The organism is Azospirillum sp. HJ39, assembly GCF_041507355.1.
In the GTDB taxonomy this organism is placed as follows: Bacteria; Pseudomonadota; Alphaproteobacteria; order Azospirillales; family Azospirillaceae; genus Azospirillum; species Azospirillum thiophilum.
The window spans coordinates 72,766-97,024 of record NZ_CP167914.1; the positions used below are offsets into that span (position 1 = coordinate 72,766).

Sequence of the window (24,259 nt, forward strand, 5' to 3'; positions counted from 1 at the left end):
GCCGTCGCGGCCCTCCAGCGGCACAGGTCAATGACCAGTGCCGCTGGTATTACCCCACGATCTTCCACGACCCGTCGGGCTGGCGGCAGGCGGTGCCGAAGGCCTGTTCGGTGCGACCGCCGACGACGATGCTCTGCTGGAACTCGCGGCAGTAGGAGCCGGAGCCGTCATAGCCGTCGCGCACCGGCACGATGGTGCCCTGGTTGCCGGACTGCGGGTTGTTCCAGCTGATCCGCTGGCCGATCGGCGCGGCATAGGCCTGCGTCGCGGCACGGTCGGCATAGGCCTGGTCGGCCTTGTCCAGCGAGGAACCGATCTCCCGCCCGGCGAAGGCGCCGAGCAGCGTGCCGATGCCGACTGCCACCAGCTTGCCCGAGCCGCCGCCGAAGCGCGAGCCGATCAGGCCGCCGGCGACGGCGCCGCCGACGGTGCCGAAGCCCTCCTTGGTGCCCATCGATCCGGTCTGGCAGCCTGCCAACATGGTGGACAACGCCAGCACAGCGACGGCTGCGATACGGGTGGAACAGGGACGGGCACGCATCGGAGGCTCTCTCTTTCCGAGGATTGTTCCCCGATCATAGCGCAAGCGCCGCCGTTTGTGCAGACGTCCTTGGTGGAACGGCTGCAGGCCAGCGGTAGTGGCAAGCGTTGCGGGACGGGGACCTCCCCGCGGACAATCCGGGTCAGCAGGCTCCGCCCTGCCGCATCTGGGCGGGCAGGATCTGCGGCGGCAGGTGCTGAATGCCGGGATGGCCCGGCGGAAGCCAGATCAGTTCCAGCGACGGGGACGTCTTCGCCAGGAGATCGAAGCCGAGCCGGTGGTAGAACCAGTGGACGCGCGTGTCCATCTCGGCCACCGACAGGGTGATCGGAATGCGCATCTGCGCCGCCGTTCCCTGGAAGCTGCGCAGCAGATCGGTGCCGATGCCCTTGCCGCGCGCCAGACGATGGATCTCCACCTCTGACACCCGCCAGTCGTAGCGGCCGAGATCGATGACGATCCGCCCCACCGGTTGTCCCGTCTTCTCGACGACGAAGTCGAGATGCTCCGGATAGCGGGTTTCCTGCCCCATGCGCCGTGCACTGTACTGCTGTTCGTAAAGCGTCCGGATGAAGTCGCGGTCGTGGTGCGCCTTGCCCAGCCAGGGGCGCGCGTCCATGAACAGGCCCAGCAGGAAGTCATCGTCCGACGGGCGTGGGAAACGCACCGTCAGCCCGCCGAGCAGAGGCAGCGACCCATTCAGAACGGCCATCGGCCACACCCTTCCCGGTAGCACATGCAAGAGTTCTGCATAGCCGAAGACGTGCATCCAACGCAAGAATCGCTGCCCGGTCCATCGGCGCGACCCATCATACATATCGGGGCATGCAATCATAGCGGGATCGACAGAACGTTTCATGGAGGAAAGTGACTTTTTGTATCGACCATTGCCGCTCCCTAGCCCGATAGGAGAGTGTATCGCCATGATTTTATCGCATTCGGCGGGGTGATGCGTCCTTGAAGGGGCGCCGCTCACAGCTCGTCGCAACGGGTTTCATATTCAGGAGGTTTCGCCATGGAAGTTTACCTCGGTCTGGTTTTCCCGTTCACCGGCGCCTACGCTCCGCAATACACGGCGCAGTGCTTGGGCCAGCAGATGCAGGTCGGCCAGAACCAGGCCCTGTTCGCGGTCACCGGCGCGATGTACGGCGGCAACGGCACGACCAACTTCAACCTTCCGGACCTGCGCGGCCGCGTGATGGTCGGTTCGGGCACCAGCCCCTATCTCAACAACCAGACGCTCAATCCAGGCAACTTCGGCGGCGTCGCGAACAACACGCTCACCCAGCAGAACCTGCCGGCGCACGTACACGCCGCGACCTTCACTCCGGTCGGCAGCAGCACCAGCGCGACCGTCACCGCCGCTGCGGCCATCCCGGTGAGCACCGTCGTCGGCGGCAGCAACATCCCGGCGAGCGGCAGCAACTATCTGGGCGCCTTCCAGATCAACGACCCCAACGGCTCCGGCATCACCATGGAGGGCCCCTACAGCTCCGGCACCGCACCGAGCGGCTCCGCCCTGGTCGGTTCGGCCACCGGCACCGTTACGATGGGCGGACTGACGGGCACGGTGAGCATTGGGGCGGGCGGCGGCGTCACCAACCCGTCTCCGGTGAACAACCTGCAGCCCTATCTGGCCCTGACCATGCTGATCGTGACCAGCGGCATCTTCCCGATGCGCGACTGATCCGGACGCCTTCCCCGATCGTCGAACACCGGATGGACGGACGCGGCGCACTGGCTCCGCATGACCGGAACGACAGCCGTGATTTCAGAACTTGAGCCCGGACCCTTGAGATGACCATCGACATCGCCACCATCTCTGACGAGATGTTCGCCCCGCATCTCGGCCAGACATTCCGTTTCCTGGCCCCGGAAGACGGGTCCGTGATCACGGACGTCGAGCTGACGAAGCTGACGGCACGTCCGGAATGCACGCCGCGCTGGGCGAAGCGCACGTCGTTTTCGGCTCTTTTCGAAACCTACGGCCCCAGCCAGCTGTGGAACGGCAATTTCCAGATCGACCATCCGACGATGGGACCGCTGGGACCGTTCTACATCGTGCGCGTCATTCCGCGCGACCCCGAGCGGGGCTGCTTCGAGCTGATCCTGAACTGAGCCCCGGCAACCAAGCTGCCATCGCACGACATCGCGCGCCGTCCGTCCCAGCGCATCGTTTCCAGCGGAGATTTCGCCATGGATTTCTACATAGGATCCGTCTTTCCATTCGCCGGCAATTTCGCCCCCGTGAACACGCAGCAATGTCTGGGGCAGACGGTGAACTCCAGTCAATACCAGGCCCTGTGGGCGATCACGGCCGGGGCCTTCGGCAGCGGATCGAACAACGCGACGTTCAATCTGCCGGACCTGCGCGGCCGCGTGATGGTGGGGCCGGGCACCAGCCCCTATATGAGCACCACGCTCAACACCGGCAATGCGGGCGGCACGCAGTACACGGGGATCATCGGCAACAACCTGCAGATGCACACCCACGGCGCCGCCTTCCAGGGCGGCAGCTCGGGCGGCACCGTTCCGTTCAACGCGACGGTCACCGTGCCGTTGAACCCTGCCGTCGGCACCAGCAACCTCCCATCCTCCATTCCTGCCGTGCTGGGCGGACCGTTCATCGACCCGAGCACCGACGTGACCGTCGACGGACCGTACATCCGCGCCGCCAACCTGCCGACGCCACCCACCGGAAGCTCGCTGACGGGGGCGCTCTCCACGCAGGCTACGGTCAGCGGAGGCCCCACGGGCGCCACCGTGGAGGTGAGCCCGGGAGGAGGCGTCCTCTCCACTCCGGTCGTGCTCAACAACCTGCAACCCTACCAGTCGCTGTTCTTCTTCATCTTCATGCTGGGCTACTTCCCGTCGCGTGATTGACGCGGAGCGCCCCGGCCGCGTCCGGTGGGCCGGGGCGCTTCTCCCACGCGGCGTCCTCCGCGCTCGTGCAGATGCGGTCCAGCAGGGCATCGAGCAGGCGATGCAACTCCGGCCGATCCCAGCGGCCGCCGGACATTGTCTCCTCGAAGACGCGCTCCATCGACGATCGGCGCCTTTATGCCTTCGGGCCGCGCTCCCGGTCTGGCGTCCCTGGTCCTGTTCCCGGAGGCCGGCTTGACCGGGGCTTGATCGAAATCCACTGGGATGAGGTCAAGCGCAGCCTCGATGGCATGCGGCCGCTGATTCTCAGCCATGGATAGCAGCTGGACCTCTCCTGTATACCTGAGGGCCTGATCCGAAACAGGACATTGATACTAATAAGATTTTTCCGGTGCGCCCAGTTTCTCCTCCAACTGGAATGGTGGAAATCAGAGTTTCCAGCCCAAATCCGGATTCGCTGCTGTGACTATAAGCGCCTGATGCAGCAAGGGAAACATTCCGACTCAGACCCTGAGCTCCAATAATGCATTGACCCAATTATGACAAAATCGTCATATTGATTAGATTTAAAACCATTTGTCGCGATATGAAACGCTTTTTGCATCGCACGCGTACGAGAATCGGAAAAATGGCAAGGGAATAGCTTGGATTTTTGATTCCAAGGCATTGTGCGCGAACGTAAATAAAGGGTATTTTTACCCCTTCTGCACACTTATTGATAATCGCTTTCGGCATGGGACCGGGCGGTCTAGTGGTTGGGGGATAGCATGCGGATTTGGAATGCGAAGGGCGTTGGCGGGAAGAATCGTTCCGGCAAGACGCGCAAGCCAACCTCATCGCTTGCCATGGCGCTGGAGCCGCGCTTCATGTTCGACGCCGCCGGTGCGGCGACGGCGGCAGAGCAGCATGTCCAGCCTGACCAGCCGGCGCCGGACAGCCAGCCGCATGACACCGACGCCTGGCAAGCCGATGCCGCAGCGGCTCCACAGGCGCCGGATGCGCCGGCGGCCGACAAGGCGCCTCCCGCCGCTCCGGGCCTGCCCTCGGACGCGCAGCCGCAGAACCAGCAAAGCTACCGGTCGGTGGTGTTCGTCGATACGTCGGTGCCCGACTACCAGACGCTGATCAAGGACATCGCCCCCGATGCCAAGGTCGTCCTGCTCGATTCCCAGAAGGAAGCACTGGGCCAGATGGCGGACGCCCTGTCCGGGATGTCCGACCTGGATTCGGTCCAGGTCGTCAGCCACGGCAACGAAGGCCATCTTTACATCGCCGGCCGCTCCTATTGGGCGGACGGCTTGGCGAACCGGGGGCAGGATCTCCAGGCGATCGGCGCCGCGCTCAAGCCCGGCGGCGACATTCTTTTCTATGCCTGCAACGTCGGCGCCGGACAGGCGGGGCAGGAGTTCGTTCAGACGGTCCATCGGCTCACCGGGGCCGACGTTGCGGTGTCCAACGACGAGACCGGCAACGCCGCCGGGCAGAACTGGACGCTGGAGGTGCAGAGCGGAGCCATCGAGGCGACGAATCCCTTCGCCCGCTCCTCCATGGACAGCTTCGCCGGTCGCCTGACAACCGTCGTCGTCACCACGGCGACTGGAACGGGGGCCGGGACGCTGAACAACGCGATCGTGAACGCGGCCGCCGGGGACGTGATCGAGTTCAGCTCGACGCTGACGTCCGGCACGGTTTCCCTGGGCAACACGACGGCCCTCGTGGCGGCGGCGGCTCAGGACTTCACGATCAACGGCGACGTGGATGGCGACGGTATCGCCGATATCACGATCTCCGGCGACAATGGTGACAATACAACAACGTCGAGTGACTACCGGGGCATCAATTTCAACGCGGCAGGCAAGACGCTGACGGTCAAGAATTTGGTCTTCGAGCGATTTTATACATCGCTCGGCAACCAGGGTCTTCTGATGTTGCAGAACGGTTCGCTCGTAGTGGATGGCGTGACCTTCAAAAATAATTTGAGTAACATCATCGCTACAGCAAATACAGCAACAGAATTGACGGTTAAAAATTCCGTATTCCGTGAAAATTCGAGCGTTGTGGTCGGGACCGCTGCTTTCTCGACAATCAAATCATTGGTGACAGGAACGACCACGATCGAAAACAGTCTCTTTGCCGACAACACATACCTGATGAATGCTGGCACGGCCTCGGTCTCTTATCCGGGTGGCGTCATCATGGTGCAAAGCACCACGTCGGCCTTCACGGCCAATATCCGGAACGTCACCATTGCCAACAACAGCTACATCAACAACGATACCGCTGCTGCCAACATCCAGACCGCGGCGATCGGCACCTATTACGGCGGATCGACGGGCACGGCCACGGTCAATGTCTACAACACGATCATTGCCGGAAACTCGGGAAAACTTGGCACAACAAACTTCTCCGACCCGAACGCGATCATTTACAACAGCGGCAAGATCACCCTCAACACAGGAAGCAATTACCAGGGCGCCATCACCGGCACGGCAACGTTCGTCGACTCCAGCAACGCCACTGTCAGCCTGCGGGACTATCGTCCGGCCTCGACCGCGACGACCTTCATCAACGCCGGCGACAGCAGCAACACAAGCTACTACGGCGGAAGCTACGACATCCGCGGCATCGACCGCATCCGCGACGGTGCGCTCGACCTCGGTACCTACGAAGTGCATTGGAACGCGGGCGAGCCGTCCGTCGACCTGAACGGGGCGGGCACCGGCACCGGGGAGTCCGTCAACACCACCACGCCCGCGTCCGGCGTGCTGATCGCTCCCGACGCCGTCCTGACCCAGACGGACAGCGACACCCGCCTGCTCGGCGCCACCATCACCCTGTCCGGCACGTTGGACAGTGCTGCGGAAGTGCTGAGCATGCTGACGGCGTCCGTGGCGACGGCCAAGACCTACGGCATCAGCGTCACCGGCAACGATACGTCGACGATCACCCTGAGGGGCGCCGCCAGCGTGGCGGGGTATCAGGCGGTGATCCAGCTGATCCAGTACAAGAACACCGCCGGCAGCGCCACGGCTGGCACCCGCACCGCGACGATCACCGTCAACGACGGCGAAACCACCAGCACCGCGCAGGTCAGCCAGATCACCGTCGGCGCGGGCGTCCCCACGCCGTCCATCACCTCGGCCACCTACAACGCCAGCACCAACCAGCTGGTGGTGACGGGCACCAACATCACCGACGGCGACAGCATCGACGTCACCAAGCTCACCCTGACCGGCGAGGGCGGCAACAGCTACACGCTGACCGGCGATTCCACCGTCACCTCCACCCCCGGCTCCAATGTCTTCACCATCACGCTGGGGGCGACCGACCAGGCCTTCGTCGAAGGGCTGCTGAACAAGGACGGGACCAGTTCGCAAGGGGCGACCACCTACAATCTGGAAGCGGCGGCGAACTGGGACAGCACGCAATCGGCGCCGGCCGACACCACCGGCAACGGCGTCACCGTCTCCAGCACGCAGAAGCCCACCATCACGTCGGTCACCTACGATCAGACCAGCGGCGTGCTGACCGTGACCGGCACCGGCATGGTGCACCAGGCGGGGTCGGCGAACGACATCGACCTGACGAAGCTGACCATCACCGGCCAGGGCAGCGGCACCACCCCGCTGACCGGCACGGTCGAGATCACCAGCGCCACCAGCTTCACCGTGACGCTGAGCGGGGCGGCCAAGACCAGCGTGGACGCCCTGCTGAACAAGAGCGGCACCAGCTCGACCGGCGGCACCACCTACAAATTCACCTCGGCCGACGACTGGAACGGCCCGGTCTTCGGCGACATCTCGGATTCGACCGGGACGGGCATCACCGTCACCGCCAACGACCCGCCGGTGATCGGCAACCTGAACACCGACAGCGTGGTTTGGGCCGGCGAAGGCCAGACGGTGCTGCTGGATGCCGGCGCCAACGCCACCGCATCCGATACAGAGAACGGCGCCGGCAGTTGGACCGGCAGCGTCCTGACGGTCCGCCGCTCGGTCTCGGGCACGGCGACGCCGCTGTCGGCGGACCTGTTCTCGTTCAACAGCAACGCGACCTTCTCGGAAAGCGGCGGCAGCCTGCTGGATACGGCGAACTCCAACGCCGTGTTCGGCACGGTCACCAACGCGAACGGCACCCTGACCGTCACCTTCAACGGCAGCGCCACGGCGACGCTGATCCAGACGGTGATGCGCAACATCCTGTACCGGAACGACACGCCGACCGGCGACACCGTCATCCGCTACAGCCTGACCGACGGCAATGGCGGCAGCGCCGACGCCGACGTGACGGTGACGAGCGACACCATCTATGTCACCAACACCGCCGACGATGCCGGCACCGGCGTGGCCGATGGCGTCGGCCTGCGCGAGGCGGTGGCGATCGCCCTGGCCGACACCACCGGCACCCAGACGATCAAGTTCGCCGGCGGGCTGGCCAGCGGCACCATCACGCTGGGCTCCGACCTGGCGGTGACCGAGAACCTGACCTTCGACACCGATGCGGCCAGCGGACTGACCATCGACGGCAGCACCATCACCGTGTCGACGGGAACGGTGCTGACCATCAGCAACGGCAGCGGCGACACGCTGACCGTCTCCAGCAAGATCTCCGGCAGCGGCGCCGTCACCAAGACCGGGGCCGGCACGGCGACGCTGAGCGGCGGCAACGACTACAGCGGCGCCACCACCGTCAGCGCCGGCACCCTGACGGTCAATGACGGCATCGGCGACAACAGCGCGGTGACGGTGGCGAGCGGCGCCACCCTGGGCCTGTCCGGCGACGAAACCATCGGGTCGCTGGCCGGCGGCGGCACCGTCACACTGGGCGGCAACACGCTGACCACCGGCGGCGCCAACAGCAGCACCAGCTTCGACGGCGCCATCGGCGGCACCGGCAGCCTGGTCAAGACCGGCACCGGCACCCTGACCCTGACCGGCACCAACGGCTATACCGGCGCCACCACGGTCAACGCCGGCACGCTGGCGCTGAACAGCAGCGCCGGCACCGCGCTCGCCGATGGCAGCGCGGTGACGGTGGCATCGGGCGCCACGCTGACCCTGTCGTCAGCGAGCGAGACCATCGGCACGCTGACCGGGGTCAGCGGCGCCACGCTGGCGCTGGGCGGCAATGCGCTGACCGTCAACCAGGCGAGCAGCAGGACCTTCAGCGGCGCCATCACAGGGACCTCGTCGTCCAGCCTGACGCTGAACGGCGCCACCAACGCCACCACCCTGACGCTGGACGGCACCAGCAACAGCAGCGGCTTCGCCGGCGGCATCACCGTCACCGCCGGCACGCTGCTGGTGACGTCCGACAGCAATCTGGGCGCCGGCACCTTGACGCTGAACGGCGGCCTCCTCCGGCTGAGCGGTGCTGTCGGCACCATCGACAACGCCGTCGCCATCGGCAGCAGCGGCGGCACCATCAGCGTCGCTCCCAGCGGCAGCGTCACCCTGTCCGGCGCCCTCAGCGGGTCCGGAAACCTGACCAAGGCCGCCGGCGGCGACCTGACCCTGTCGGGCGACAACAGCGGCTTCACCGGCGCCTTCACCATCAGCGCCGGCACGGTGACGGTCAGCCATGCCAATGCGCTGGGCGACACCACCAAGGGCACCACGGTGGCGAGCGGCGCGGCGCTCGCCCTGACGGGCGGCATCACCATCGCGGAGAACCTGACCCTGTCTGGCAGCGGCGTGTCGTCGGGCGGCGCGCTGGTCAGCGCCAGCGGCACCAACACGGTCAGCGGCACCGTCACGCTGAACGACGACACCACCGTCACCACCACCGGCGACCTGACCCTGTCGGGCGTCGTCAGCGGCGCCTTCAACCTGATCAAGGCCGGCAGCGACAGCCTGACACTGTCGGGCACCAACAGCTACACCGGCACCACCACCGTCAGCGCCGGAACCCTGTCGATCTCCGGCAGCGGCAACATCAGCGCCGCCGCCGTCACCCTGGCCGGCGGCACGCTGGAAAGCACCGGCAGCAGCGTCACCCTGGCCAACGACATCACGCTGGGCACCGGCAACGGCACCGTCAGCGTCGGCAGCGGCAAGGCCCTGACCCTGTCGGGCGTCATTTCCGGCGCCAACACCCTGACCAAGACCGGCAGCGGCAGCCTGACCCTGTCGGGCAACAACGGCTACAGCGGCAACACCACCGTCAGCGCCGGAACCCTGGTGGCAGGGCACAACAATGCGCTGGGCACCACCACCGGCAGCACCACGGTATCGAGCGGCGCCACCCTGGCGATCGCCGACGGCATCTCGCTGGCCGAAGGGCTGACCATCGCCGGCGCCGGCGTCTCGAATGCCGGCGCGCTGCAGGTGACCAGCGGCAGCGCCACCCTCAGCGGCAACGTCGCCATGGGCGCCAACACCATCGTCGGCGTGTCGGGCACCGGCCTGACCTTGTCGGGCACGGTTTCCGGCGGTTTCAACCTGACCAAGAGCGGCAGCGGCAGCCTGACCCTGTCGGGCACCAACAGCTACACCGGCACCACCACCGTCGGCGACGGCGCGCTGGTCGTCACCGGCACCCTGAACGGCTCCGGCGCCGGCGCCGTCACGGTGGGCAGCGGCGCCACGCTGGCGGGAACCGGCACCGTCAACGGCGGGCTGACCATCCAGTCCGGCGCCACGCTGGCCCCCGGCGTGTCCGGTACCAACAGCGGCGTCGGCACCTTGACCGTCAACGGCGGACTGACCATCCAGTCCGGCGGCACGCTGTCGGTCGACCTCGCCAGCTCCAGCAGCTTCGACCAGGTGGCCGTCACCGGGGCGGTCGATGTCGGCAGCGCCACCCTGTCGGTCGCCGGCGCCTATATGCCGACCAAGTCGGCCAGCGGCGACAGCTTCGCCATCGTCAGCAACGACGGCAGCGACGCCGTCACCGGCACCTTCGCCTCGCTGGCCTCGGGCGCTGCGATCACGCTGAACAGCGGATCGGTCACCATCGGCTATGCCGCCGGCACCGGCAGCAACGACATCGTGCTGACCGGACCGGTCAACCAGGCGCCGGCGCTGGGCGGCACCGCCGCCGGCCCGGTCAACGACAACGCCACCGCCACGCCCTTCAGCGGCGTGACGGTGACCGACGCAGACGACAGCACCGGCACCTTCACCGTCACCATCACCTACACCGCGGCCAACGGCACGCTGACCAGCGCCAACGGCGGGCTGACCGGCACGGCCGGCAACTACACGCTGACCGCCAGTTCGCCGGCCGACCTGCAGACGCTGCTGCAGGCGCTGGTCTTCACCCCCACCGCCAACCAGGTGACCCCGGGCAGCACGGTCCAGACGACCTTCTCGCTGACCACCAGCGACGGGACGAGCAGCGGCACCGCCAACACCGGCACGGTGATCACCACCACCTCGATCAACGACGCGCCGACGGACATCGCGCTGTCGAACAGCTCGATCAGCATCTTCGAGGGCACCAACGGAGTGGTCGGCACCCTGTCGGCCACCGACGCCGACACCGGCCAGACCCTGACCTACACGCTGGTCAGCGGCACCGGAGACACGAACAACGCGCTGTTCAACATCTCCGGCACCTCGCTGCAGGCGAACGACGCCGCCACCCTGACCGGCGGCCAGAGCTATTCGGTCCGCGTCCAGGTCAGCGACGGCACCGCCACCTACGAGAAGACCTTCACCATCACCGTCACCAACGACCTGATGGTCGACGTCGTCGCCGTCGACAGCACTGCGCCGGCCGGCACCTATGCGGCCGACAAGGCCGACGGCGGCGGCCTGGACCTGCGGGAAGCGATCCTGCTCGCCAACAGCATGACGGGGAGCATCACCATCCGCTTCTCCAGCACGCTGGAGGGCACCATCGCGCTGCCCAGCACCCTGACGGTGCGCAGCGGCGTGACCCTGGCGATGGACAGCGACATCGACGGCCGGTCGATCACCATCACCGGCAACGGCTTCACGCTGGGCAACAGCTTCGGCGTCAACGTCGGCGACGGCGACACGCTGGTCATGAACTTGACCCTGGGCGACAACGGCACCGACGTCTCGGCCTTGACCAAGAGCGGCACCGGACGGCTGATCCTTGAAGGCACCAACAACACCGCGAGCGGCAACACCGGTCTCAACACCATCTCGGTCGATGCCGGCACCCTGTCCATCGACACCGACGCCAACCTGGGCACCGGCACGCTGACATTGAGCGGCGGCAATCTGACCGTCGGCAATAACACCACCATCGACAACGCCATCACCCTGTCGTCCGACGCCTCCATCGACACTGCCGCCGACGTGACGCTGTCGGGCGCGCTGTCGGGAGCGGGCGGGCTGACCAAGCTCAACAGCGGCACGTTGACCCTGTCGAACGGCGGCAACAGCGGCAGCTTCTCCGGCACCACCACGGTCAGTGCCGGCACGCTGAGCGTCGCCGCCGACGCCAATCTGGGCAGCGGGGCGGTGACGCTGGACGGCGGCACGCTGGGCCTGACCGGCACCACCACCATCGACAACGCCATCACGCTGGGAAGTTCCGGCGGCACGGTCGACGCCAGCGGGGCCGCCACCCTGTCGGGCACCATCTCCGGCAGCGGCACCCTGACCAAGACCGGCGGCAGCGCGCTGACCCTGTCGGGCAGCAACAGCTACACCGGCGACACCACCGTCAGCACCGGGGTGCTGATCGCCGGCACCAACAGCGCCCTGGGAACCACCGACGGCGGCACCACGGTGGCCAGCGGGGCGACGCTGCGCCTGCTCGGCGGGCTGACCATCGCCGAGAATTTCACCATCAGCGGCATCGGCGTCTCGGCCGGGATCGGCGCCATCAAGGTCAACGACGACGCCAACGGGCGCGCGACCACCGTCACCGGCACCGTCACCCTGGCGGCCAACGCCGCCATCGGCGCCTACAACGGCACGGATTCCCTGACGCTGAGCGGGGTGGTCTCCGGCGCCTATGCCCTGACCAAGGTCGGGTCGGGCGCCCTGACCCTGTCCGGCGCCAACAGCTACAGCGGCGCCACCACGGTCAGCACGGGTACGCTGATCGCGGCGCATGCCGACGCGCTGGGCACGACGGGCAACGGAACCACGGTGACGAGCGGCGCCGCCCTGGGCCTGCAGGGCGGCATCACGCTGGCGGAAGCGGTGTCGGCCGCCGGGACGGGCGTGTCCGGTTCCGGCGCAATCTACAACGTCAGCGGCACCAACACGCTGTCGGGGGCGGTGACGCTGACGGCGGCGACGGAGATTGGCGTCAATGCCGGCGGCCTGACGATGAGCGGAAACATCGGCGGCTCCTTCGGCCTCACCAAGACGGGAACGGAGACGCTGACCCTGTCGGGGACCAACGGCTATTCGACGCTGACGGTCTCGGCGGGAACGGTCGGCATCGCCGCCGACGGCAATCTGGGCTCCGGCACGGTCAGCCTGGCGGCCGGAAGCAAGCTGCAGGTCACGGGCGCGACCACCATCGACAACGCGGTCGCCCTGACCGGATCGGCGGCGGTCCAGACCGACGCGGCGGTCACGATCAGCGGGAACATCACCGGCAACAGCTACACGCTGACCAAGTCGGGCAGCGGAACGCTGACTCTGTCCGGGACCAACAACACCTCCGGCACCGGCGTCAGCGGGATCGCGGTGACGGCGGGCACCCTGGCGGTGGGAGCGTCCAACAATCTGGGCCAGACGACGCTGACGCTGGACGGCGGCACGCTCGCCTCGACCGCGGCCTTCAACAGCGGCACCGACGTCACGCTCGGCAGCGGCGGCGGCACCGTCGACGTCTCGTCCGGTTCGATCACGCTGAGCGGCACCGTTTCCGGCACCGGCGGGCTGGGCATCACCAGCACCAACGCCGGCAATGTCCTGGGGCTGTCGGGGACCAACACCTACACGGGCGGCACGACGCTCGGCAGCGGCATCCTGCAGTTCGGCAACGATGCCGCGGTGGGAACCGGGGCGCTGACCGTCAACGGCGGCAAGGTCAGCGGGTCGGGCTCCACCGCGCGGACGATCGCCAACAACCTCGTGCTGGGCGGCACGATGACGATGTCCGGTTCGGCGGCGCTGACCTTCACCGGCACCGTGGATCTGGGCGGCGCGACCCGGACGGTCGACAACACCATCACCGAGGCCCTGACATTGAGCGGCGCGGTGTCGAACGGCGCGCTGACGGTGGCGAACACCGGCACCGGCGCGCTGGTGCTGGGCGGGACCAACAGCATGACCGGCATCACGGTGTCGTCCGGCACGCTGTCGGTCGCCGCCGCCGCCAGCCTGGGGTCCGGCACGACGACCCTGTCGGGCGGCACCCTGTCGATCACCGGGGCCACCACCATCGCCAACGCCATCGCGGTGTCTGCCGGGTCGACCATCAGCAACTCGGCGGCCGCGACGCTGTCGGGCGTGCTGTCGGGATCGGGGGCGCTGACCAAGTCGGGCAGCGGCACGCTGACCCTGTCCGGAACCAACACCCACACGGGCACCGTCACCATCTCGGCGGGCACGCTGGCCGCATCCGGCGGTTCGGCGATCGGCGATACCAGCGCGGTGACGGTGTCGAGCGGCGCCACCCTGTCGCTGACCAGCGGCAACGAGACCATCGGGTCGCTGGCCGGGGCCGGCAACGTGGTGCTGAGCTACCACCTGACGGCCGGCGGCGACAACAGCTCCACGACCTTCTCCGGCGTGATCTCCTCCACCAACAGCAGCGGGCTGACCAAGGCGGGCAGCGGCACCCTGACCCTGACGGGCGCCAACAGCTACACCGGCTCGACCTCGGTGTCCGCCGGCACGCTGGCGGTGAGCGGCAATGGCACCGTCGGCAACAACAGCGCGGTAACGGTGGCCTCCGGCGCGACCCTGAGCTCGTCGGCGTCGTCCCTGTCGCTGGGGTCGCTGGCGGGCGCCGGCACAGTCTCGATCGGCGCCAACACGCTGGAGGTCGGCGACGACAACACCAGCACCGGCTTCTCCGGCACCCTCAGCGGCTCCGGCGACTTCTTCAAGAGAGGCAGCGGCACCCTGACGCTGTCGGGCAGCAACAGCAGCAGCTTCACCGGCACCATGATGGTGCGGGACGGCGGCACGCTGAGCGTGGCCGGCGACGCCAACCTGGGCACCGGCACCGTGACGCTGAACGGCGGCACGCTGACCGTGACCGGGGCGGGCACCATCGACAACGACTTCAGCACCGGAACCAGCGGCACCGCCACCATCGACACCGGCGTCGCCGTGACGCTGTCGGGCGCCATCGGCGGCAGCAAAGGGCTGACCAAGACCGGCAGCGGCACGCTGACCCTGTCGGGGAGCAGCAGCTATTCCGGAGCGACCACGGTTTCCGCCGGTACGCTGCTGGTCACGGGCGCGCTGGGTGGCACCAGCGGGGTGACGGTGAATTCCGGCGCCACGCTGGGCGGCACCGGGTCGATCTTCGCCGCCAGCTCGACCAACACCCTGACGGTCGATTCCGGCGCCACGCTGGCCCCCGGCGTCGCCGGGACCAACAACGGCATCGGCAGCCTGACCGTCAACGGCAACCTGTCGATGAGCGGCACGCTGGCGGCCGAGATCGCCGGCACGACGGCCGGCACCGGCTACGACCAGGTGATCGTCAGCGGCGGCGTCACGCTGGCCAGCGGGTCCAGCGCCGTCACCGTCACCCGCGTCAACAGCTTCGCCGCGGTCAACGCCGCCACCTACAAGGTGATCGACCAGACCGGCGCCGGCACCCTGTCCAGCACCCTGTCGGGATTGGCGCAGGGCGACACGCTGAGCACGAACGGCGACCTCTACACGGTCGACTATGTCGGCGGCACCGGCAACGACCTCGTCCTGACCGCGCTGGTCAACCCGACCGTCTCGTCGGTCAGCGCCAGCACAGCCGACGGCAGCTACAAGGCCGGCGACACCATCACGATCACCGTCACCTTCTCCCGGGCGGTGACGGTGACCGGCACGCCGACGCTGGCGCTGGGCAACAACAGCCGAAGCGCGACCTACGCCGGCGGGTCGGGCACCACCACGCTGAGCTTCACCTACACGGTGCAGGCCGGCGACACCTCCGCCGACCTCGACTACGCCTCCACCGCGGCACTGGCGCTGAGCGGCGGCACCATCCTCGACAGTTCCACCAGCCTTGCCGCGATCCTGACGCTGGCGACGCCGGGGGCGGCCAACTCGCTGGGGGCCAACAAGGCCATCGTCATCGACACCACGGCGCCCAACGCGCCGAGCGCGGCGGACATGACCGCCGGCACCGACACCGGCACCTCCAGCACCGACAACATCACCGGCAACGCCACCCCGACCTTCACCGGCACGGCGGAGCCGAACAGCACGGTCCGGCTGTACGACACCGACGGCACCACGCTGATCGGCACCGGCACGGCGGACGGCAGCGGCAACTGGTCGATCACCGTCTCCACCCTGTCGCCGGGCAACCACACCATCACCGCCAAGGCGACCGACGCCGCCGGCAACGTCTCGACCGCCTCGACCGGCCTGCCGATCACCATCGACACCACGGCGCCGGCCACCCCGGGCACGCCGGTCCTGGCGACGGCCAGCGACACCGGCACGTCGAACAGCGACGGCATCACCAGGACCACCACCCCGACCGTCACCGGCACGGCGGAGGCGGGATCCACGGTGACGCTGTACGACACCGACGGCACCACCGTGCTGGGCACGGCGACAGCCGACGGCTCGGGCAACTGGAGCATCACCAGCTCCGCCCTGGCTGCGGGCACGCACAGCCTCAGCGTCAAGGCGACAGACACCGCCGGCAACACCTCCACCGCCTCGTCCGGCCTGCCGGTGACAATCGACACCACGGCGCCGACCGTCTCGTCCGTCACCTCCTCGACCGCCAACGGCACCTACAAGGCCGGCGACACCGTGTCGATCCAGGTCGTCTTCTCCGAAGCGGTGACGGTCACCGGCACGCCGACCCTGGCGCTGGGCACCGGCCGGAGTGCGACCTACGCCAGCGGGTCGGGCGGCACGACGCTGACCTTCACCTACGTCGTGCAGGCCGGCGACACCGCCGCCGACCTCGACTACGCCTCCACCGCGGCACTGGCGGGCACCATCGCCGACATCGCCGGCAACGCCGCGACGCTGACCCTGCCGGCGACCGGCAGCGGGTCGTCGCTGGGCGGGGCCAAGGACATCGTCATCGACACCACCGCCCCGACGGTCAGCGCCGTCTCGGCGGTGAACGGGACCTACCGGGCCGGCGAGGCCATCGACGTCACCGTCACCTTCACCGAGGCGGTGACCGTCACCGGCACCCCGACCCTGGCGATCACGCTGGACGACGGCACGGTGGTGCAGGCGAGCTACCTGTCGGGGTCGGGCGGCACCGCGCTGACCTTCCGCTACATTGTGGGAGCGGGTCTGGTCGACGTCGACGGCATCGGCATCGGCGCCTCGATCGGCGGCGGCGGCATCGCCGACCTGATCGGCAACGGCGCGGTCCGCACGCTGAACAACATCGCCGGCACCGGGAGCGTGCGCATCGACAGTCTCCCCCCCACCGTCACCAACGTCACGTCCGGCACCGGCAACGGCACCTACACCACCGGCGAAACCATCTCGATCCAGGTGAGCTTCAGCGAGACGGTGACCGTCAGCGGCACCCCGACCCTGGCGCTGAACACCGGCCGCACCGCCACCTACAGCGGCGGGACAGGCACCAACACGCTGACCTTCACCTACACGGTGCAGGCCGGCGACACCGCCGCCGACCTGGACGCCGTCAGTGCGTCGGCGCTCGCCGGCTCGATCACCGACGCCGCCGGCAACGCCGGGGTCCTGACCTTGACGGCACCGGGCGACGTGCGGTCGCTGGGGCTGAACAAGGACATCGCCATCGATACGACGGCGCCGTCGATCCGCAGCATCGTCCCGCCGGCCGACGGCACCTACGGCGTCGGCAAGACGCTGAGCTTCTACATCCAGATGAGCGAGGTGGTGGTCGTCAATGGCACCCCGACCATCACGCTCGACATCGGCGGCCAGACCCGTCAGGCGGTCTACAACCCGGCGGCCAGCGTCGGATCGGTCCTGCGCTTCGACTATGTGGTGCAGGCGGGCGACGCCGACGCCGACGGCATCGCCGTCACCGGTCTGAACTACAACGGCGGCGGCATCACCGACCTTGCCCGCATCCCGCTGCCGGCAACGCTGACCGGCCTGCCGGGCCTGCAGAACGTCCTGGTGGACACCGTGGCTCCGGCCACCCCGTCGGTTCCGGTCCTGGCGGCCGGCCAGGACACCGGCACGTCGGCCACCGACGGGCTGACCAACATCAGCCGCCCGACCGTCGGCGGCACGGCGGAACCCGGGGCGACCGTCACCGTGCTGGTCGACGGCACGGCCGTCGGCACCACCACGGCCGGCACCGACGGCAGCTGGAGCTACAGCCTCACCACCCCGCTTGCCGAAGGTACCCATGCGATCGCCAGCCGGGCGACCGACCCGGCCGGCAACAGCAGCGGCACGTCGGCGGCGCTGACGCTGACCATCGATGCCACGCCGCCGGTTCTGTCGACCCCGGCGGTTGCCGGCGGCCTCGACAATACGGCCAACGTCACCGCCGCCACCCGCCCGACCTTCACCGGCACCGCCGAGCCCAACAGCACGGTCACCGTCATCCTGGACGGCGTCGTGGCGGGTACCGCCACGACCGGGGCGGACGGAAGCTGGAGCTTCACCCCGGCCTCCCCGCTGGCCGACGGCGCCCACAGCGTCGCCACCACCATGACCGACGCCGCCGGCAATATCGGCCGGTCGGGGTCGCTGACCCTGACCGTCGACACCCAGGCCCCGACGGTCTCCACGGGGGCCGGCCCGACGCTGAGCGCCGGCGGCACGGCGACGCTCGGCTCCGCCATCTCGCTCTCCGACGCCAGCACGCTGAACCGGGTAACGGTCAGCCTGGCCGATGCCCGCAGCGGCGACGAACTGGTGATCGGCACCCTGCCGGCCGGCATCACGGCGACCCGCGACGGCACCGGCATCGTCCTGACCGGCGTCGCGTCGGCGGCCGACTATCAGGCGGCGGTGCGGGCGATCGGCCTGCGGTCGAGTGCGGCCGACCCCAGCTTCGGCGGGACGGCGACCAGCCGGTCGATCGCCATCCAGGCCCGCGACATCGCCGGCAACAGCTCGGCTGCGGCGTCGGTGACGGTCACGGTGAGCCGAGCCACGACGACAGCCGACACCAACAACACGACCACCCTCCCGGTGACGAGCACACCCGTCACCACCAGCGGCAACGGTCCGTCGCAATCGAGCAGCTCGAGCACCGGCTCGTCGTCCAACGGCCCGTCCTCGAACGGTTCGCCCTCGAACGGCTCGACGAGCGGGGCCGGCAGTTCCCTGCCGTCCCTGCCGGGAAGCAGCAACGGCGGCAGCAGCAGCGGACCCGGAACTCCCGGCAGCTCGGCCAGCACGGATGCCGGCCGTTCGGTGACGCTGAACAGCGTCGGCGGCAGCTCGGCCAGCACGGACGCCGGCCGCTCGGTGACGCTGAACAGCGTCGGCGGCAGCTCGGCCAGCACGGACGCCGGCCGTTCGGTGACGCTGAACAGCATCGGCGGCGGTTCGTCCGGTTCCGGCGGACTGGGCGGCAGTGGGCTGGGCGGCAGTGGGCTGGGGGGTGGCCTGGGTGGTGGTGGCCTGGGTGGTAGTCTCGGCACCGGCCTGGGCGGTGGCCTGGGCAGTGGCGGGCTGGGCGGCGGTTTGGGCGGCTTCGGCACCGGCGGTACGCCCGGAGCGATCAATACCGGTGCCGGCACGGGCCTCGGCACCGGAACCGGAACCGGAACGGGTGGCACCACCGGTGGCCAGACCGGCCAGGGCACTCCCGGCCAGACCGGATCCCAGACCGGCCCCCAGGGCACCGGCCTGAACGGCAGCCAGGGCCAGCAGGGTCAAGGCCAGCAGGGCAACGGCGCCGGTCCCGGACAGAACCGCGGTCCGACAGCCGGACAGCCAGGGACGCCGGGCGGTCAGCCCACCACCCTCGCCCCGCGGGGCCAGCCCCAGCCCCAATCCCAGGGCCAACCCCAGGCGCCGCAGGGGCCGGCCGCTCCGCAGGACCAGCAAGGTCAGGGTCAGGGCCAGCCCCAGGACACTCCCCAGGACGGCGGCGGCATCCCGGCGGACGGGGCGGGCCGTCCGGCGGATCGCGGAGCGGACAGCCGCGCCGAGGTCATGCCGGCCTCCCCCGGCTTCGCCCGTCAGGTCGCCCACGTCCATGGCGGCCCGGCCGGCGCCGCCGACCTGCTGGCCGCCCTCGCCAGCCACGTCCTGCCCGACAGCCGAGCCGCTTGACGCGGCCGGCCCCTCCCACCCCTTTTCCTTTCCAATCATTTTCCGCCGAACGGAATTGTCCCTGCCATGAAGACTTCGACCGCTCGACTCCGCCGCCGCTTGCTTTCTTCGGTGGTTCCCGTCGCCGCCCTCGCGGCATCCCTGCTGGCCGCGGGCTGCGCGGTCACACCCGAGCCGCTGACGGCCGAGGAGAACATGGCGCGCGTGCGCAAGGATCTGGGCGTCGTCCTGGCTCCGCAGGAGCCGCTGACCAAGGCGGTGTCGATGGACGAGGCGATGGCGCGCGCCATCAAGTACAACCTCGACGAACGCGTGAAGATCATGGAGATGGCGGTCGCCACCGACCAGCTCAACCTGTCGCGCTACGACATGCTGCCGCGGGTGGTGGCATCCGCCGGCTATGTCGGCCGTAACAACGACGCCGGATCGGAGAGCCTGAACCTCGCCACCGGCCGCCGGACGGGGGAAAGCACCACCGCCACCGACAGGCACCGCCGCACCGGCGACCTCGCCTTCACCTGGAACATTCTGGACTTCGGCGTCAGCTATCTGCGGGCTCGGCAGAACGCCAACCTGGTGCTGATCGCCGACGAACGGCGCCGCCGCGTCGTCCAGGGCATCATGCAGGACGTGCGCACCGCCTATTGGCGCGCGGTGGCCGCCGAACGGCTGCTGAGGCGGCTGGCGCCGCTGGAGAAGCGGGTCGAGGGCGCGCGCCGCGACGCCCGCACGCTGGAGGCGTTGCGCGTCCAGGCCCCGCTGCAGGCGCTGAACTACACCCGCACCCTGGTGGAGACGCTGCGCCAGCTGCAGTCGCTGCGGCGTGAGCTGGTGGCGTCGAAGTCGCAGCTGGGGGCGCTGATGGGCCTGCCGCCGGGCGAGCCGTTCGAGATCGAGCTGCCGTCCGCCACCGTCATGACATCCCCGCCCAAGATGGATGTGGCGGTCGAGGCGCTGGAAACCTACGCCCTGCTGAACCGGCCGGAGCTGCTGGAGGAAAGCTACAACCAGCGCATCACCGCCGACGAGACCTGGCGGTCGCTGCTGAAGCTGCTGCCGGGCATCGACGTCAATTCGGCCCTGCGCTATGACAGCAACAGCTTCCTGCTGAACCAGCGCTGGGCCGATTACGGTGCGCGGATCAGCTGGAACCTGATCAACCTGGTCTCCGCCCCCGCCACGAAGTCCTACGCCGACGCGCAGGAGGAGTTGGTCGATTTCCGCCGGCAGGCGCTGAGCATGGCGGTGCTGAGCCAGGTGCATGTGGCGATGCTGCAGTTCCGCGAGCTGAAGCAGGAATTCGCGCTGACCGCCGAGCAGGCCGACCTCGATACCCGCATCCGCTCGCAATACACCAACGTCGGCGATGCCGGACAGGTGGGCGAGCTGGGCGTGATCCAGTCGGAGGTGACGGCGCTTCTGTCCGACCTGCGCCGCGATCTGGTGCTGGCCGACCTGCACAACGCCTACGCCCGGGTCATGGTGTCGGCCGGCGTCGACCCGCTGCCCGAAACGGTCGCCGCCGACGACCTGAACAGCCTGACCCAGGCGGTGTCCAAGGGCCTGTCCTCCTGGCAGGAGCGCGCCGGCACCATGCTGCGCATGCGGGAGCTGATGGCCAAGGACGCGGCCAAGGACACAAAGGCCGAAGCCGCCAAGCCGGCGGCGCCCGTCCCTGCCCCGGTGCCCACCCCGCTCCCGGCTCCGGCCCCAACCCCGGCCCCACCCCCGGTCGCCGCCGCTCCGGTTGCGAAGGCCCCGAAGGATGCGGCGGTCGCCGCCACCCCGGCCTCCATCCCATCCGCGCCCGCATCGTCCAGCTCCTCTCCCGCTCACATGGCCGTCGCGGCGCCCGCCCCGGAGGTGAAGACCCCGGCAGCCGCATCGGCTCCGGTTGCGACGGCGTCGTTCTCTCCCGTCATCCAGGCCGATCTCGGGGCTTACGCAAGCCACAGGTTGGCGGAGCGGGAATGGGGTATGATCGCCGGACGCCTGGGAACCGGAACGGAAGGGGCCGGCGCCCTGTACGTCACCACCCGGCGCAGCCAGGATGGCAAGCCCATCGTCCAGCTGCGCGCCGGCGGCTTCGCCGACCGTGCCGCGGCGGAGCGCTTCTGCCATCGTGTGAAGGATAAGCAGCGGGAATGCACCGTCCGTACCGTTTCGGCCCAGGAAAACCAGTCCGGCACCCCGTCGACCGGCGGGGTCGCATCGCTGTGATCCGGTTCGCCGCGGCGGCCTGCGCCGCCGCGCTTCTGGCCGTCCTGCCGGGGGGAGGCATCGCCTCGGCCCCGGCATTCGCCCAGGATGCCTCCCAGGGGCAGGTCCGCGCCCTGATCGAGGCCCGGCGGCACGCGGTCCTGTCCTCCGAGATCCCCGGCCGCATCGCCCGCATGGGCGTCGATGCCGGCCAGAGCTTCAAGGCCGGCGACCTGCTGGTCGCCTTCGACTGCGCCAGCTATCAGGCGGAGCTGGACGGCGCCCGCGCCCAGCTGAATGCGGCGGAGGTGACGGCACGGGTCAACCGGCGCCTGAACAGCCTGCGTTCCATCGGCGAGGCGGAGGTCCAGTTGGCCGAGGCCAAGGTCCAGGTCGCCCGCGCCGATGTCCGCAAGGCGGAGGTGCAGGCCCGTCGCTGCGACATCAAGGCCCCGTTCGACGGTCGGGCAGTCGAGCGCCGCATCCAGGAGCATGAGTCGGTCGCCGCCGGCGCACCGCTGCTGGAGATCCTGTCCGACCGCGACCTGAAGGTGGAGCTGATCGTCCCCTCCTCCTGGCTGGTGTGGCTGAAGCCCGGGCAACGCTTCGACCTGCGCGTCGACGAGACCGGGGCAACCCTGCCCGGCGAGGTGCTGCTGCCCGGCGCCAAGGTCGACCCCGCCAGCCAGTCGGTGAAGGTCACCGCCAAGCTGACCGGCGAGGGCGGCGCGCCCTCCGGTCTGGTGGCCGGGATGAGCGGCACCGCCATCTTCCCGGCACCGGCGGTGTCGTCCCTGCCCGCCCAGCCGGGTGCGGCCAAAGCCGGTGCGGCGCCATGAGCGCAGCCATCGCCCAGAACCCGTCCCAGAACGCACCCCCGCAGCCGGCGCCCCAGGCGGCTCCCCAACCCGTCAACGGCCTGCTGATGCTGCTGGATCTGCAGCGCCAGGCGTGGCGGCAGGCGACGGCGCCGGAGCTGCGCTACCATATCGTCAACCAGACCCGCCGGCTGATCGCCTACCGGCAGGCCGCCTTCCTGACCTTGGCCGAGCGGGGACGGCCGACGCTGGAGGCGGTGTCGAACATCGCCGTGCTGGAACCGAACGCCCCCTTCGCCCGCTGGCTGGAGGACGCCGCCCGCGCCGTCTCCGCCGGGGCGCAAGGCAACGCCGTCCATGTCGTCGATCCCGCCGCCCTGCCTGCCGCCGTGCGCAGCGCCTGGGGGGAGTGGGGACCGGCACAGGTGCTGTGGTGCCCGCTGCGCAAACCGGAGACCAAGCCCGACATCCTGCCCGGTGCCCGGCCGGAAGCCGCTGGCAAGGCCGGCCCGCCGCCGGCCGGCCTGTGGCTGGGCCGGGACGAGCCCTGGACCGACGGCGAAATCCTGCTGCTGGGCCATCTGGCGGAGGGCTACGGCCATGCCTGGTGGGCGCTGTCCGGCAAGCGCGCCAGCCGGCGCGGGCTGCGGCGCGCCGTGCTGCCGCTGCTGGTCCTGCTGTTGATCGCCGGCGCGCTCGCCATCCCGGTGCCGATGTCGACCCTGGCGCCGGCCGAGATCCAGACCAGCAACCCGGTGATCGTCGCCGCCCCGCTGGACGGCGTGATCGAGCGCTTCCATGTGCAGCCGAACGCGGCCGTGGCGGCCGGGCAGCCGCTGTTCAGCTTCGAGTCCACCGTCCTGCGCAGCCGTTTCGAGGTGGCGCGCAAGGGGCTGACCCAGGCGGAGGCGGAACTGCTGACCGCTTCCCAGGCCGCCTTCGCCGACCCGCAGACCAAGGCCCGCGTCTCCCAGCTGCGCGCCCAGGTCGAGTTGCGCCGCGCCGAGCTGGCGCTCGCCCGCGACCTGCTGGACCGGGTGACGGTGAAGGCCGAGCGCGCCGGCATCGCCGTCTTCACCGACATCAACGACTGGCTGGGCAAGCCGGTGTCGGTGGGCGAGCGCGTGCTGACCCTGGCCGACCCGCAGGCGCCGGAGATCGACATCATGGTGCCGGTCGGCGACGCCCTGGTGCTGGAACCGGGGTCTCCGGTCGAGCTGTTCCTGAACGTCGACCCGCTGAACCCGCTGCGCGCCCGCCTGACCCATGCCAGCTACGAGGCCGGCCTGTCGACCGCCGGGGTGCTGTCCTACCGGGTCAAGGCCGCGTTGGAGCCGGCCGGGACTTCGGGCCAGGCACCGCCCCGCATCGGCCTGCGCGGCACCGCCAAGATCCTGGGCGACCGCGTGCCGCTGGCCCTCTACCTGTTCCGCCGCCCGCTGGCCTTGCTGCGCCAGACGCTGGGGGTTTGAGGCTCCATTCCAAGGCTCCGG

At 69.2% G+C, this 24,259-nt stretch carries 9 protein-coding genes and 1 pseudogene; 7 read left to right on the plus strand and 3 right to left on the minus strand.

Annotation, left to right across the window (positions count from 1 at the left end):
* Nucleotides 1–49: 49 nt before the first annotated feature.
* Nucleotides 50–541 carry an RT0821/Lpp0805 family surface protein gene (locus tag ABMY26_RS35785; protein ID WP_372400697.1) on the minus strand — a complete coding sequence of 164 codons (492 nt, stop codon included), beginning with the start codon at nucleotides 539–541 and terminating at the stop codon, nucleotides 50–52.
* A gap of 142 nt (nucleotides 542–683) precedes the next feature.
* Nucleotides 684–1,253, minus strand: coding sequence for a GNAT family N-acetyltransferase (locus ABMY26_RS35790; RefSeq protein WP_372400698.1), 570 nt, complete (start codon nucleotides 1,251–1,253; stop codon nucleotides 684–686).
* Nucleotides 1,254–1,556: 303 nt separating this feature from the next.
* On the opposite strand from ABMY26_RS35790, the gene ABMY26_RS35795 reads away from it, so the two are divergent.
* From ABMY26_RS35795 to ABMY26_RS35805, 3 genes are all read left to right on the plus strand, one after another.
* The gene (locus ABMY26_RS35795) at nucleotides 1,557–2,228 is read left to right on the plus strand and encodes a phage tail protein (RefSeq protein ID WP_372400699.1); all 672 of its coding nucleotides are present in this window, start codon (nucleotides 1,557–1,559) and stop codon (nucleotides 2,226–2,228) included.
* Nucleotides 2,229–2,338: 110 nt separating this feature from the next.
* Complete coding sequence (locus tag ABMY26_RS35800) at nucleotides 2,339–2,659, plus strand: hypothetical protein (protein ID WP_372400700.1); 321 nt, start codon at nucleotides 2,339–2,341, stop codon at nucleotides 2,657–2,659.
* A gap of 78 nt (nucleotides 2,660–2,737) precedes the next feature.
* Entirely contained in the window at nucleotides 2,738–3,424 is a 687-nt protein-coding gene (locus tag ABMY26_RS35805; protein ID WP_372400701.1) for a phage tail protein, read from the plus strand.
* Nucleotides 3,425–3,476: 52 nt separating this feature from the next.
* Here the strand turns inward: ABMY26_RS35805 and ABMY26_RS35810 are convergent.
* Nucleotides 3,477–3,578: pseudogene (locus ABMY26_RS35810) on the minus strand (recombinase family protein); the annotation flags it as partial.
* 712 nt (nucleotides 3,579–4,290) lie between these two features.
* Here ABMY26_RS35810 and ABMY26_RS35815 point away from each other — a divergent pair.
* The 4 genes from ABMY26_RS35815 to ABMY26_RS35830 all read left to right on the plus strand — a co-directional run bounded on the left by ABMY26_RS35815 (nucleotide 4,291) and on the right by ABMY26_RS35830 (nucleotide 24,238).
* Nucleotides 4,291–19,749, plus strand: coding sequence for an Ig-like domain-containing protein (locus ABMY26_RS35815; protein WP_372400702.1), 15,459 nt, complete (start codon nucleotides 4,291–4,293; stop codon nucleotides 19,747–19,749).
* 66 nt (nucleotides 19,750–19,815) lie between these two features.
* Entirely contained in the window at nucleotides 19,816–21,969 is a 2,154-nt protein-coding gene (locus ABMY26_RS35820; RefSeq protein ID WP_372400703.1) for a TolC family protein, read from the plus strand.
* The gene (locus tag ABMY26_RS35825; RefSeq protein ID WP_372400704.1) at nucleotides 21,966–22,787 is read left to right on the plus strand and encodes an efflux RND transporter periplasmic adaptor subunit; all 822 of its coding nucleotides are present in this window, start codon (nucleotides 21,966–21,968) and stop codon (nucleotides 22,785–22,787) included. The genes ABMY26_RS35820 and ABMY26_RS35825 overlap by 4 nt, the downstream gene beginning before the upstream one ends.
* Nucleotides 22,784–24,238, plus strand: coding sequence for an efflux RND transporter periplasmic adaptor subunit (locus ABMY26_RS35830; protein ID WP_372400705.1), 1,455 nt, complete (start codon nucleotides 22,784–22,786; stop codon nucleotides 24,236–24,238). Before ABMY26_RS35825 ends, ABMY26_RS35830 begins: the two co-directional genes overlap by 4 nt.
* The last annotated feature ends 21 nt before the right edge of the window (nucleotides 24,239–24,259 follow it).